This window comes from Hydrogenophaga sp. (assembly GCF_028698005.1).
Taxonomy (GTDB): Bacteria; Pseudomonadota; Gammaproteobacteria; order Burkholderiales; family Burkholderiaceae_C; genus Hydrogenophaga.
In genome coordinates, this window is sequence record NZ_JAQVEJ010000001.1 from 46979 (window position 1) to 60236 (window position 13258).

General features: G+C 68.3%; 14 protein-coding genes and 1 tRNA gene. 8 read left to right on the forward strand and 7 right to left on the reverse strand.

Annotated features, from left to right (window positions below; all coding sequences use genetic code 11):
- On the forward strand, nucleotides 1-963 hold the full coding sequence (rapZ, locus tag PHQ87_RS00215; RefSeq protein ID WP_300229990.1) for an RNase adapter RapZ: 963 nt from the start codon (nucleotides 1-3) through the stop codon (nucleotides 961-963).
- Nucleotides 964-1012: 49 nt separating this feature from the next.
- Here rapZ and mutY read toward each other — a convergent pair whose 3' ends face one another.
- The 3 genes from mutY to mutM all read right to left on the reverse strand — a co-directional run bounded on the left by mutY (nucleotide 1013) and on the right by mutM (nucleotide 4934).
- Complete coding sequence (mutY, locus tag PHQ87_RS00220; protein WP_300229992.1) at nucleotides 1013-2101, reverse strand: A/G-specific adenine glycosylase; 1089 nt, start codon at nucleotides 2099-2101, stop codon at nucleotides 1013-1015.
- Nucleotides 2098-4041 (reverse strand): dynamin family protein, encoded by a 1944-nt coding sequence (locus PHQ87_RS00225; protein WP_300229994.1) that lies wholly within the window; start codon nucleotides 4039-4041, stop codon nucleotides 2098-2100. Before PHQ87_RS00225 ends, mutY begins: the two co-directional genes overlap by 4 nt.
- Nucleotides 4042-4118: 77 nt before the next feature.
- Nucleotides 4119-4934: a bifunctional DNA-formamidopyrimidine glycosylase/DNA-(apurinic or apyrimidinic site) lyase gene (gene mutM, locus PHQ87_RS00230; protein WP_300229996.1), complete on the reverse strand. Its 816-nt coding sequence runs from the start codon at nucleotides 4932-4934 to the stop codon at nucleotides 4119-4121.
- 94 nt (nucleotides 4935-5028) lie between these two features.
- On the opposite strand from mutM, the gene PHQ87_RS00235 reads away from it, so the two are divergent.
- The 7 genes from PHQ87_RS00235 to pth all read left to right on the forward strand — a co-directional run bounded on the left by PHQ87_RS00235 (nucleotide 5029) and on the right by pth (nucleotide 10928).
- The gene (locus tag PHQ87_RS00235) at nucleotides 5029-6822 is read left to right on the forward strand and encodes a tetratricopeptide repeat protein (RefSeq protein ID WP_300229998.1); all 1794 of its coding nucleotides are present in this window, start codon (nucleotides 5029-5031) and stop codon (nucleotides 6820-6822) included.
- Complete coding sequence (locus PHQ87_RS00240) at nucleotides 6819-7343, forward strand: outer membrane lipoprotein LolB (RefSeq protein WP_300230000.1); 525 nt, start codon at nucleotides 6819-6821, stop codon at nucleotides 7341-7343. The genes PHQ87_RS00235 and PHQ87_RS00240 overlap by 4 nt, the downstream gene beginning before the upstream one ends.
- Nucleotides 7344-7360: 17 nt before the next feature.
- Nucleotides 7361-8242 carry a 4-(cytidine 5'-diphospho)-2-C-methyl-D-erythritol kinase gene (gene ispE, locus PHQ87_RS00245; RefSeq protein WP_300230018.1) on the forward strand — a complete coding sequence of 294 codons (882 nt, stop codon included), beginning with the start codon at nucleotides 7361-7363 and terminating at the stop codon, nucleotides 8240-8242.
- Between the two features lie 84 nt (nucleotides 8243-8326).
- Nucleotides 8327-8403 (forward strand) — tRNA-Gln (locus PHQ87_RS00250).
- A gap of 94 nt (nucleotides 8404-8497) precedes the next feature.
- Entirely contained in the window at nucleotides 8498-9490 is a 993-nt protein-coding gene (locus PHQ87_RS00255; protein ID WP_300230002.1) for a ribose-phosphate pyrophosphokinase, read from the forward strand.
- 90 nt (nucleotides 9491-9580) lie between these two features.
- Nucleotides 9581-10207: a 50S ribosomal protein L25/general stress protein Ctc gene (locus PHQ87_RS00260; protein ID WP_300230004.1), complete on the forward strand. Its 627-nt coding sequence runs from the start codon at nucleotides 9581-9583 to the stop codon at nucleotides 10205-10207.
- 73 nt (nucleotides 10208-10280) lie between these two features.
- A complete protein-coding gene (pth, locus tag PHQ87_RS00265; protein WP_300230006.1) occupies nucleotides 10281-10928 on the forward strand; it encodes an aminoacyl-tRNA hydrolase in 648 nt (215 codons plus the stop codon).
- On the opposite strand, the gene PHQ87_RS00270 is transcribed toward pth, so the two are convergent.
- The 4 genes from PHQ87_RS00270 to selD all read right to left on the reverse strand — a co-directional run.
- A complete protein-coding gene (locus PHQ87_RS00270) occupies nucleotides 10904-11176 on the reverse strand; it encodes a YfhL family 4Fe-4S dicluster ferredoxin (protein ID WP_300230008.1) in 273 nt (90 codons plus the stop codon). The genes pth and PHQ87_RS00270 overlap by 25 nt on opposite strands.
- Before the next feature lie 17 nt (nucleotides 11177-11193).
- The gene (gene coaD / locus PHQ87_RS00275; RefSeq protein ID WP_300230010.1) at nucleotides 11194-11712 is read right to left on the reverse strand and encodes a pantetheine-phosphate adenylyltransferase; all 519 of its coding nucleotides are present in this window, start codon (nucleotides 11710-11712) and stop codon (nucleotides 11194-11196) included.
- Nucleotides 11713-11745: 33 nt separating this feature from the next.
- Entirely contained in the window at nucleotides 11746-12372 is a 627-nt protein-coding gene (rsmD, locus tag PHQ87_RS00280) for a 16S rRNA (guanine(966)-N(2))-methyltransferase RsmD (protein WP_300230012.1), read from the reverse strand.
- A 26-nt stretch (nucleotides 12373-12398) separates the two neighbouring features.
- Nucleotides 12399-13258 (reverse strand): selenide, water dikinase SelD (gene selD / locus PHQ87_RS00285; RefSeq protein ID WP_300230014.1); only part of this gene is annotated, 860 nt, incomplete at its 5' end.

The following is a 13258-nucleotide window of genomic DNA, read 5'->3' on the forward strand; positions in this document are numbered from 1 at the left end:
ATGCCGAACGACAGAGACACCCTGCCAGCCATCGAGCTGGTTCTCATCACCGGCATGTCCGGCTCGGGCAAGTCGGTGGCGATCACGGCGCTGGAGGACCTGGGCTACTACTGCGTGGACAACCTGCCGCCCGAGTTGCTGGACAGCTTCATCTCGCTGGAGCAAAGCCACCGCGCCGAGAGGGTCGCCATCGCCATGGACGTGCGCAGTGCACCATCCCTGCCCGGACTGCCCGCCAGACTCGCGGCGCTGCAGCAGCACCCGACGCGGCGTGTGCACCTGACCACACTGTTCCTCGACGCGTCCACCGACACCCTGGTGCGGCGTTTTTCGGAAACCCGCCGGCGCCACCCGCTGTCGCTCAAATCGTCCGACGATCAGCGACGCGCCCTGACCGACGCCATCGAGCATGAGCGCGAGTTGCTGGCCGAGCTGCGCGACCACGCCCTGGTGCTCGACACCAGCCTGATCCGCCCGGCGCAACTGCGCCGCCAGCTCAAGGAAATGCTGGGCGACACGCAGTCGCCGCTGACCCTGGTGTTCGAGTCCTTCGCATTCAAGCGCGGCATCCCGACCGACGCCGATTTCGTCTTCGATGTGCGCATGCTGCCCAATCCGCACTACGACCCGCAATTGCGCCCGCTGACCGGGCGCGACGCACCGGTGGCCGAGTTCCTCGCCACCCAGCCGGAGGTCGGCCAGATGATCGGACACATCGACGCCTTCCTGCGCCACTGGCTGCCCCTGATGCTCGAGGACCACCGCAGCTACGCCACCGTGGCCATCGGCTGCACGGGTGGACAACACCGCTCCGTCTACATCGCCGAGGAATTGGCCAAGGCATTCGCCACTGACTGGAAGGCCCGCATCCGCCACCGCGAGGCCGACGGCTGGCCCACGCCGCCCGCGCGCCCGGTGGCATCGGACGGTCAGGACCGGGCCGGACCGGAAGGCACGCCCTGAGGCACAGGCGCCGGGGCCCCTGGAACCACCGCCAGGCCCGCCCCGGGCGTCAACGCAGCGCGGCCAGCAACTGGCGCACCGGGGCCGGCAGGCCCATGTCGCCCATGCCGGACAACGCATGCCAGGCACCGTCGGCAGCCGGCGCGGCGCCGGTCATGGGCAACTCCACCAGCAGGGGATGCAAACGCAACTCCCGGTGCGTCAGCGCGTGCGCAATGGCTGGCATCTCGCGCACGGCGGTACCACCGCCCGGCACGACGGCCCGGGCCGCCGCCTCGCTGGCCGCCACCGGCACGCACTGCAGGCCGGCCCAGATGCCCGGCGCCGGCCGTCGCTGCAGCCACACCTGCCGTTGCGAGCCAACGCCGCGCAGCATCACGGCCAGCCACCAGCTTTCATGGCGGCGCACCAGGCGCCGGCTTTTGACGGGGTAGCGCAGCGGGTCCCCGTCGGCACGCGCCCGACACACCTGGCCGACCGGACAAGGTTCGCAGGCCGGCCGGCTGCGCGTGCAGACCGTTGCCCCCAGGTCCATCAATCCCTGGGTATAGGCCTGCATGTCGGAGTGGGACGGCGCCACGGGCAGCAGGGCCTGAGCCAGTGCCCACAGGCGCTTCTGCGGTCCGGTCTGGGCCAGGTCCTCGTCGAAGGCGAGCAGGCGCGAGAGCACCCGCCGCACGTTGCCATCGACGATCGACACCCGCTGGCCATGGCAGAAAGCGGCGATCGCAGCCGCCGTCGAGGCACCGATACCGGGCAGCGTCGCCAGATCGTCGGCACGATCGGGAAAGCGTCCGCCATGCTCGCGCACCACCACCTGCGCGCAGCGGTGCATGTTGCGGGCACGGCTGTAGTAGCCCAGCCCGCTCCACAGCGCCATCACCTCGTCCTCACCCGCCCCGGCCAGCGCACGCACGTCCGGGAAGCGCTCCAGGAAGCGCGGGTAGTAGGCCAGCACCGTCGCCACCTGGGTCTGCTGCAACATGATTTCGGACAGCCAGACCCGATAGGGATCGCGCGTGGCCTGCCAGGGCAGACCGTGCCGGCCACTGTGCCGCTGCCAGGCGATCAGGGCTGGCGCAAAGCTCTGGCGAATGGCATCGGGAATCGCCGCGCCATCGTCTGCCGGCGGCTTCATGCCACCCGCGCCACGGGCGCGGCACCGTCCTGCGCGGCCATCAGCACCGCGGTCAGCTCGTCAAGCTTGCTGTCCAGCACCTGCAGTTGCGCCTGCTGCGCCTGCAGCTCGCGAATGCGCTCGTCCAGGCCGCCCGCGGCCTGCTGGATACGGGACACCGCCTCGATGCGCCGCGAGAAATTGCGCCGCCGCTCGCGCAACTGGGCATCCAGTTGCGAGGCCGCCGATTTGTTCCACAGTTCCACGTCGTTGACGGCCGCATCGTAGATCACCCGCAGGCGGCTCATCAGCGCGCGCGACAGGCGTTCACCAAACTCGGGTTGCGCCAGACGCAGCGCGTTGCCCAGGCTGAGGTACTGCAGGTGGCTTTTCTCGACCTGCTGCAGGTCCGTCATGTAGCGCTCGAGCTGGGGCGCCGCCGGCGCCTGCAACGAAAAGCCGTATTCCGCGTTGAGGCCACGAAAACTGCCCTCGAGCATCGACTGGATCTCGCCGATCAGCTGGCGCGCGCTGTCCAGATCGGCGCGCAGGCGCCCGAAGGTGTCATCGTAGACGCGCCGCACACCCAGCTTGATGCCCGGCTGCCTGAGCGCCTTGGCCATCGCCGAGGCTTCCTTTTTCAGGTGCGAACTGCTCAGCAGCGCGAACAACTCGCGCAGCAGGCGCAGGTGCACCGACCGTACCGCCTGGATGCGGGCGCCGCTGGCATCGAAGTCGGCCTGTTCCTGCTCGATGCGCAGACGCATCTGTTTGATCGTGCTGCTGTTCTTGCCACGCAGGCCTTCGAGTTCCTGGATCTGTTCGAGGATGTCGCGATGGCGGGTATGCACCAGACGGCGGCTGTCCGCCCGCAGGGCCTCGATACCGTTGGCCACCGCAGCCTGCAGAATGCTGCGGCGCTGCCCCAGCAGGCCGGCCCCCAGGGCGGCCTCCAGCTCGGGCAGGCGGCTGGCCTGCAGCAGCGCCTCATCCCGGTTGACCTTGGCCAGCAGGCCTTTTTGCGCCGACACCGCCAGCACCTGCGACGGCGGGATGCCCAGCACCTCGGCCGAGTCGGTGCGCTGGGCCGCGATCTGCAGCTGCACCTGCTCGGGCGAGCTGAGTTCGTCCCACATCGTGTCAATCTTGTTGAGCACCACCAGGCGCGATTCGGGCGCATGGCCCAGGGCGTTCAGATGCTGGCGCCAGATCGTCAGGTCGGACTTGGTCACGCCGGTGTCGGCGGCCAGGATGAACACCACGGCATGCGCCTGCGGCAGCAGACTGACCGTCAGCTCGGGCTCGGCACCGATGGCGTTGAGCCCCGGCGTGTCCAGGATCACCAGGCCCTGCTTGAGCAGCGGATGGGCCATGTTGATCAGCGCATGACGCCACTTGGGCACCTCCACCAGGCCATCGGCCCCGGGAATCGGGTTGTCGTCGGGCAGCTCGTCGCTCCAGAAGCCCAGCGCCCGCGCCTCGTCCTGACTGACGCGCCGGACCTCGGACACTTTCTGGATCGCCCTGGCCAGTTGCCTGGGATCGTTGACGTCCAGATCGACACGCTCCCACTTGTCCGGTGCGTTGCGCCACTCCAGCAGCGACTGCGGCTGCAGGCGGGTTTCGATCGGCAGCAGGCGGATGCATGGCGGCACCTCGGCGTCGTAGCCCAGTTCGGTCGGGCACATGGTGGTCCGCCCGGCGCTGGCCGGCATGATGCGCCGGCCGTAGCCGGCGAAGAACATCGCGTTGATCAGCTCGGATTTGCCACGCGAAAACTCGGCCACGAAGGCCACCATGATCCTGTCTTCCTTGACCTGCGCATGCAACTGGTCCAGGCGCTCGCGGATGCCGGGTCCCATCAGGTCGTGGTCGCTGAGCCATTCGCCCAGCAGCTTGAGCCGCAAGGCGAACTGCCTGCGCCAGGCGCCGTGTTCATCCAGTTCCTGATTGAATGTCATGGGTACTTTCCTGTTCAAGCCAATATAGCATCGCGGGCCGTCCGTTCTGCCTCTGCCGGCCTCCGCCGGCGCCTGGATCAGGGCTTCTGGCACACCGGGCACCAGAAGGTGGAGCGTTGCCCCTGGCGCAGCATGCGCACCGGCGTTGCGCACACCCGGCAGGGCTGGCCGGCGCGGCCGTACACCATGGCATCAAGCTGGAAGTAGCCGTTCTGCCCCTGTGCGCTGCTGAAATCGCGCAGCGTGCTGCCGCCCAGAGCCAGCGCCCGGCCGAGCACCGTCACGATGGCCTGGTGCAGGCGGCGCGCACGCGGGCGGCTGATGCGGTCGGCACGGGTCGTGGGCCGGATGCCGGCGGCAAACAGCGCCTCGCTGGCGTAGATGTTGCCCACCCCGACCACCACATCGCCCGCCAGCAGCACCTGTTTGATCGGCGCGCGGCGCTTTTGCAGTGCGCCATGGAAGGCCAGCGGATCGAAGCCTGGCCCGAACGGCTCGACGCCCAGGCCGCCGAGCAGCTTGCGCGCCGCGGGATCGTCCTCGCTGTCGGCGTAGACCAGCGCCCCAAAGCGCCGCGGATCGTGCAGGCGCAGGATGCCGCGACTGGTCTTCATGTCCACATGATCATGCACCCCGGCCGGCGGCAGCTCTGGCGCGAAACGGATACTGCCCGACATGCCCAGGTGCAGCAACAGCAGTCCCTCGTCGAGCCGCAGCAGCAGGTACTTGCCACGCCGGTCCACCGACCGCACCGTGCGTCCCACCAGGTCGGCCGGCTCGCACCCCAGCGGCCAGCGCAGGGGCTTGCCCAGGCGCACGGCATCGATGCGACCGCCCGCGATGCGGTCGGCAAAACTCAGACGTGTGACCTCGACCTCGGGCAACTCGGGCATGGGATACGACAGGATGATGGGAACGTCCGGGCGTGACGGGCATCAGAACCTTGAGCCGCCGGTCACCCGGCCAGGTGGCTATAGTAGCAACGCTATGGACCTCACCACCCCACACCTGCCCGGCCGCACCCGCCCGGCACGCCGCCTGGCAGGCCTGATCACCGCCCCTTTGCTGCTGACGGCCTCGCTGGCCCTGGCCCAGCCGGACAGCCGTGGCGGCGCGGGCCCGGCCGCCGGGGAGCCCGTGCGCAACTCCCGGCTCACGGCCCCCCTGTTCTACCAGTTGCTGCTGGGTGAGCTGAGCCTGGGCGCCGGCGACGCAGGTGCGGGCTACGCCATGTTCCTGGAGGCCGCCCAGCGCGAGCATGACCCCATGCTGTACCAGCGTGCGATCGAGATCGCCCTGCAGGGGCGCGCGGGCGATTCGGCCCTGATCGCGGCCAGGGCCTGGGCCCGGGACATGCCCGAGTCCGTCGAGGCCGCCCGATTCGTGCTGCAGATCCAGTTGCTGCTCGACCGTCCGGGCGACTCCGCGGCCGTGCTGCGCACCATCGTCACCCGCACCCCCGACAGCGAGCGGGTCGACATGATCAACGCGATTCCCCAGGCCTATGCCCGCGTCAGCAACAAGGCCCTGGCGCTGCAGGAGGTCCGCAAAGCCCTGGCGGACGAACTCACGCGCAGCGACACCGGCCCAGCCGCCTGGACCTCCATCGGTCGGCTGGAACTGGCGGGCAACCGTATCCCCTCCGCACTCGAGGCGGCGAACCGGGGCATGCAACTCGACCCGGCATCGCCCTACCCGGCTCTGCTGGCCGTGGAACTGATGGAACACGGCCAGACCCAGGCCGAGACCCTCGTGCACCGTCACCTGGCGGCGCTGGAGCCAGCGGCCCGCTCGCCGGTACGCCTGGCCTATGCACGTCTGCTGCTGGACCTGCAACGCCATGGCGAGGCGCGCGCGCTGCTCCACCAGATCATGGCCCTGGACCCGTCGCTGGCCGAGCCCTGGCTGCTGCTGGGTTCACTGCAACTGCAGGACAACGCCGATGCCGAGGCCGGGCGCTCGCTGGAGCGCTACCTGCAACTGGCCCGGCCGGCACCCCGCGGCGCGAACGACACCGGCCTCACGCAGGCGTATCTCATGATGGCCCAGCTCGCCGAACGGCGCGCCGACTACCCGTCGGCCCATGCCTGGCTCGACCGCATCGAGAACAGCACCGACATCATGGCCGTCCAGATGCGCCGTGCCTCCATGCTGGCGCGCCAGGGTCGCATGGATGACGCACGTGCCCTGCTGCGCGCCTTCCCGGAAAGCCGCCCCGAGATCGGCCGGCTCAAGCTGGTGGCCGAGGCGCGGCTGCTGCGCGATTTCAAGGCCTGGGAGCAGGCCTACGAGGTCTTCGGGCAGGCCGTCGAGCGCTTCCCCGACGACACCGACCTGCTCTACGACCAGGCCATGATGGCCGAGAAGGCCGACCGTTTCGATGCAATGGAACGTCTGCTGCGCCAGCTCATCGAGCTCGACCCCGAGCACCACCACGCCTACAACGCGCTGGGCTACGCCCTGGCCGACCGCAACATCCGTCTGGCCGAAGCGCGCCAGCTCATCGAGAAGGCCGTGTCCCTGGCACCGCAGGACGCCTACATCCAGGACAGCCTGGCCTGGGTCGAGTTCCGTCAGGGCAACGTGCCGCGGGCGCTCGACATCCTGCAGGCCGCCTACGCCCGGCAGCCGGACCCCGAGATCGCGGCCCACCTGGGTGAGATCCTCTGGGTATCGGGCAGACGCGACGACGCCATCCGCATCTGGAAGGAAGGCCTGACCCTGGCCAGCGACAACGAGACGCTGCAGGCAACCCTGCGCCGCCTCAAGGTACAGCCATGATGCCCCGCCTTCAACGCCCGCGCCGACCCGCCCGGCGCGCCTGGCTGTGCGGCACCGGTGTGGTGGCGATGCTGGTGCTGGCCGGCTGCGCCACACCGGCCGCGCCGCTGCACATGGGTGCCGAGCGCACCGAATGGAACGGCCGTCTGGGCCTGACGGTGGACAGCGAACCACCCCAGGCCTTCCAGGCCGCTTTCGAGCTGCGCGGCAACCCGACCCGGGGCGAACTGGTGCTGAGCACGCCACTGGGTACCCGGCTGGCCAGCGTGCGCTGGCAGCCCGAAGGCGCCGAACTCCGGCAGGGCAACGACCTCAGCCGGCACGAGAGCGTGGAGGCGCTGACCGCGCAAATCAGCGGCGCTCCGCTGCCGGTGACGGCGCTGTTCGACTGGCTGCAGGGCCGCCAGGCCGACGTGGCAGGCTGGCAGGCCGATCTCGCCCGCCAGCCCGAAGGGCGCATCAGCGCGCAACGCACACACCCGGCCCCCGAGGCGACCCTGCGCATCGTGCTCGATCCATGACACCACCCGACCATCCCGTGCGCGAGCTGACCGGCCTGCCGGCGCCCGCCAAGCTCAACCTGTTCCTGCACATCACCGGTCGCCGCGCCGACGGCTACCACCTGCTGCAGTCCGTCTTCATGCTGGTGGACTGGCAGGACACCATCGACCTCGTGCTGCGCGAGGATGGTCAGCTTTCGCGCGAAGACAGCGGCACCCGCCTGGCACTGCCCGACAACGACCTGTGCGTGCGGGCCGCCGATGCGCTGCGGCAGGCCACGGGCTGCACGCTCGGCGCCCACATCCGGCTGCACAAGCAGATCCCGGCGGAAGCGGGCATGGGCGGCGGCTCGTCCGATGCCGCCACCTGCCTGATCGGCCTGAACCGCCTCTGGCACCTGGGCCTGGCGCGCGCCGAGCTTGCGCGCATCGGGCTGGCGCTGGGCGCCGATGTGCCTTTCTTCATCGGCGGACACAACGCCTGGGTCGAGGGTGTGGGCGAGCAACTCACGCCCGTGCACCTGCCACGCCGCCGTTTCGTGGTGGTCAAACCCCCCACCGGCGCATCGACGCCGAAAATTTTTGCATCGCCTGCTTTGAAACGCGACACAAAAACTGCTACAATGCAAGGCTTCGCTGCTGACGAAAACGCTGAGGCGATGCTGGATATGGAAAAGCTTTTTGCCCATACCCGCAACGATCTTCAGCCGGTGGCACAGGGCCTTTGCCCGGACATTGAGCGCTGCATCCTGTGGCTTTTCAGCCAGGGTCTGCAGGGCCGGATGACCGGATCAGGAAGCGCGGTGTTTGCACCGCTGCCAGACGCATTCGATGCACTGGCGCCGCTTCCCGAAGGCTGGGTGGCACGTATCTGCAGCAGCTTGGATGCTCATCCGCTGACCGACTGGATCTCAGGTTAAAATATGAGGCTCAGTTGGGATTCGATGGAATCCAGCGACAGTTTCGGTCGGTTGTCTGGCGCAAGCCGCACAATCGACCTGCGTAGGGGAGTCGCCAAGTTGGTCAAGGCACCGGATTTTGATTCCGGCATGCGAGGGTTCGAGTCCTTCCTCCCCTGCCAAACCCATTGAAAAAAGCCAGAGAGAGGCCGCGAGACGGAACGTTGAGCGGCCTATTTTTTATTGTTCGTTGAAGAAGCCGCCGGGGACCACGCCATGCCAGCCGGAAACACCACCAACGCCCAAACGCCGGATTTCATGATCTTCACCGGCAACGCCAACCCGGTGCTGGCCTCCGAGATCGCCCAGCACCTGAACATCCAGTTGGGTTCGGCGAATGTCGGCCGCTTCTCCGACGGCGAGGTCACCGTCGAGATCACCCAGAACGTGCGCACCCGCCACGTGTTCGTGATCCAGTCGACCTGTGCCCCCACGAACGACAACCTGATGGAGCTGCTCATCATGGTCGACGCGCTCAAGCGCGCCTCGGCCGAGCGCATCTCCGCCGTGATCCCCTACTACGGCTACGCCCGCCAGGACCGCCGTCCGCGTTCCAGCCGCGTGCCGATCTCGGCCAAGGTCGTGGCCAACATGCTGCAGACCGTGGGCGTGGACCGCGTGCTCACCATGGACCTGCACGCCGACCAGATCCAGGGCTTCTTCGACATCCCGGTCGACAACATCTACGCCTCGCCCGTGCTGCTGGGCGATCTGCGCCAGAAGAACTACCCCGACCTGCTGGTGGTCTCGCCCGACGTCGGTGGCGTGGTGCGCGCCCGTGCGCTGGCCAAGCAGCTCGGCTGCGACATGGCCATCATCGACAAGCGCCGTCCGAAGCCGAACGTCTCCGAGGTCATGCACGTCATCGGTGACATCGAGGGCCGCAACTGCGTGGTCATGGACGACATGATCGACACCGCCGGCACGCTGGTGAAGGCGGCCGAGGTCCTGAAGGAACGCGGCGCCAAGAGCGTGCACGCCTATTGCACGCACCCGATCTTCTCGGGCCCCGCCATCGACCGCATCGCCAAGGGCGACGCCCTGGACGAAGTGGTCGTGACCAACACCATTCCCCTGTCGCAGGCGGCCCAGGCCTGCGGCAAGATCCGCCAGCTCTCGGTGGCGCCGCTGATCGCCGAAACGATCGCGCGCATCGCCTCCGGCGAGTCGGTCATGAGTTTGTTTGCCGACCAGAACACCCTGTTCTGACGGCTGCAAGAGCCGGCCGCGTCATTCCCGACACGGCCTTTTTTGAAACCGAGGCGTTCTGGTCGCGGAACCCCTCAACAGGAGTCAGTCATGCAATTCGTCGCTTTTGAGCGCGCCAAGCAGGGTACGGGTGCGAGCCGCCGCCTGCGCAACACCGGCCGTGCGCCCGGCATCGTCTTCGGTGGCAACGCCGCCCCCACCACGATCGAACTCGATCACAACGCCCTGTGGCACGCCCTGAAGAAGGAAGCCTTCCACGCCTCCATCCTCGACATGGAGCTGGGCGGCAAGGTCGAGAAGGTCCTGCTGCGCGATGTGCAGTACCACCCGTTCAAGCCCCTGGTCCTGCACGTGGACTTCCAGCGCGTGGACGAAAAGACCCGCCTGCGCAAGAAGGTGCCGCTGCACTTCGTGGGCGCCGAAGAGTCGCCGGCCGTCAAGAACGACAAGTGCCTGGTCAACCACGTGCTGACCGAGATCGAAATCGAGTGCCTGGCCACGCAACTGCCCGAGCACATCGAGGTCGACCTGTCCAAGGTGGAAAAGGGTGCCACGATCCACACCAGCGACCTCAAGCTGCCCAATAGCGTGAAGATCGTGACCCATGGCCGCAAGGACATCACGATCGCCACCGTGGTCGAGCCGGTCGAGGAAGTGATCGTCACCCAGACGGCCGCCCCTGCCGACGACAAGAAGGGCAAGAAGGGCAAGAAGTAATTCGGCCCCTTCATGCGCCAAAGGCCCGCAGTCGCGGGCCTTTTTCGTTTCGGCCACAGCGATAATCCTGCAGATGATCAGACTGATAGCGGGCCTGGGCAACCCCGGCCCCGAGTACGAGCAGACCCGGCACAATGCCGGCTTCTGGTGGGTCGACGAGGCGGCACGCCAGTTGGGCGTGTCCCTGCAAATGGAACGTGGCCACTTTGGTCTGCTGGGCCGCACGAACGTGCGCGGCCAGAACCTGTGGCTGCTCGAGCCGCAGACCTACATGAACCGTTCGGGTCAGGCCGTGGCCTCGGTGGCGCGATTTTTCAAGATCGCCCCGGAGGAGATCCTGGTCGTGCACGACGAGCTCGACCTGCCACCCGGCGAAGCCAAGCTCAAGAAGGGAGGCGGGCACGCCGGTCACAATGGTCTGCGCGACATCCACGCGCAGCTGGGCAGCCCCGACTACTGGCGCCTGCGCATCGGCATCGGCCATCCGGGCAACCGCAACGAAGTGGCCAACTGGGTGCTCAGGAAGCCCTCGCCCGACGACCGCATCGCCATCACCCAGGCCATGGACCGCTGCCTCAAGGCGCTGCCCGACCTGATCGCGGGCGAGATGAACAAGGCCACGGCACTCATCCACACGAGCAAGCCGCCGCGCCCCAAGCCACCGAAGAAGCCGGCCACTCCTGCGGTGGATGCGCCTCAGGTGCCTGACACCGGCGCCTGACCGGAGCGCTGCAGACGCAGGTACTTTTCCATCAGCGTCTCGCGGCTCTCGACACGATCCGGGTTCACGGGAATGCACTCGACCGGGCAGACCTGCACGCACTGCGGCTCATCGAAGTGGCCGACGCACTCGGTGCAGCGGTCCGGATCGATCCGGTAGTGGTCCTCGCCCATCGAGATGGCCTCGTTGGGGCACTCGGGTTCGCAGACGTCGCAGTTGATGCATTCGTCGGTGATCATCAGGGCCATGGCGCTCCCCTCTCCCCTCAGGCCTGCACCGGCGCGCGCTGCAGGCGCGCCACCACCGCCGGGCTGACCATCTGCGAGACATCGCCGCCGAGTGCGGCGATCTCGCGCACCAGGGTGCTGGAGATGCACTGCCGGTCGGCCTGCGGCAGCAGAAAGACAGTTTCGACCTGCGGATTGAGCTTGCGGTTCATCGCCGCCATCTGGGCTTCGTAGTCGAAATCCGTCATGTTGCGGATACCGCGCACGACCGCGCTGGCGCCATGCTCGCGGCAGAAGTCCATGATCAGGCCCTCGAACGGCAGGACCCGGACCCGGCCACCGACGTCGGCCAGCGCCTCCTGTGCCATGTCGATGCGCTCGGATAGCGTGAAACGTGTCTTCTTGTGGTGTGCAATGGCCACCGCGATGATCAGTTCGTCGAACAGACCCGCCGCGCGGCGCACCACATCCTCATGACCGAGGGTGATGGGATCGAAAGTGCCGCTGTACACGGCCACACGGGGCCCCTGCGGGGAGCGAAGAGGTTCGGCACTCATGCCCCGATTATGCGCGAGGCCTCCACCGCGGACTCAGTCGGGCGGCAATAGCCGCAACAGGTGAAAGGCGACCTGCCCCGCCCTGCCCCGGCGGTGCGCCTGCAGGCCCAGCTGCGCCAGTTCGTCGTCGCTCCAGGGATGCGGCGCCTCCAGATAGACCAGCCCGTCGGCATGGACGGCCTGGCGAGCAGCCTGCAGCGCCTGCCGGAACAGCGCCTCGTTGGCATCGCCCTCACCGAACGGCGGGTCCAGAAAGACGATGTCCAGACCCGCACCCTGGCGCTGGCGCAGCGCCGAGACGGCATCGCCCCGCTGCACCGTGACCACGTCCCCGCCCTGGAGACGCTCCACCATGGCCGCGAGGCCTCGGGCCAGGGTCGGGTCCTGCTCGACCAGCAGCACCGCCGAGGCGCCGCGCGAGGCCGCCTCCAGCCCCAGGGCACCGGTACCGGCAAAGGCGTCCACGCAGCGCCAGCCCGACAGGTCCTGACCCAGCCAGTTGAACAGCGTCTCGCGCACCCGCGCCGGTGTGGGCCGCAGGCCCGGCAGGTCCTTGACCACCAGCGGCGTGCGTTTCCAGCGGCCGCCAATGATGCGCACCTCCTGCGGCGCCGCCGCATGACGGGTGGGACGGATGGCATCCCGGCGAGGAGATTTCACAGCTTTCTGGCTGGCCACGGGCATCCTCAGCGCACCTGCATGCGCACCGCGCTGCCCGTGTCGGCTGCCGCCAGCTCGCCAATCTCGGCCGCGGCCTCGAAGCCGTGACGACGGAACACCGCCAGCACCTCGTCCACGGCCTCGGGTGCGCAGGACACCAGCAGGCCGCCGCTGGTCTGGGGATCGGTCAGCAGCGCCCGGTCCACCGGGTCCAGGTGCCCGGCCAGCTCGACCTCGTGGCCGTAGGCGGTCCAGTTGCGACCGCTCGCGCCCGTCACCAGGCCCTGCGCGGCCAGGTCGCGCGTGCCGTCGATGAGCGGCACGCGCGCCATCTCGATGCGCGCCGTCAGGCCACTGCCGCGCGCCATTTCCAGGCCATGACCCGCCAGGCCGAAACCGGTGACGTCGGTCATCGCGTGCACGCCGGCCAGCGCCGCCAGCTCGGGGCCGGGGGTGTTCAGGCGCGTGGTGTGGCCGATCATCTGCGCGTAGCCGTCCGCATCGAGCTTGTCCTTCTTGAGGGCGGCCGAGAGCACGCCCACGCCCAGCGGCTTGCCGAGCACCAGGCGGTCGCCCGGCTTCGCATCGGCATTGCGCTTGACACGGTCCGGATGCACCAGGCCCAACGCCACCAGGCCATAGATGGCCTCGACCGAATCGATGGTGTGGCCACCGGCCACCGGGATACCGGCCGCACGGCACACGCTCTGGCCGCCTTCCAGAATGCGGCCGATGGTGCTGTGGCTGAGCACGTTGATGGGCATGCCAACGAGGGCCAGCGCCATGATGGGGGTGCCGCCCATGGCGTAGACGTCGCTGATGGCGTTGGTGGCGGCGATGCGGCCAAAGTCGAACGGGTCGTCGACGATGGGCATGAAGAAATCGG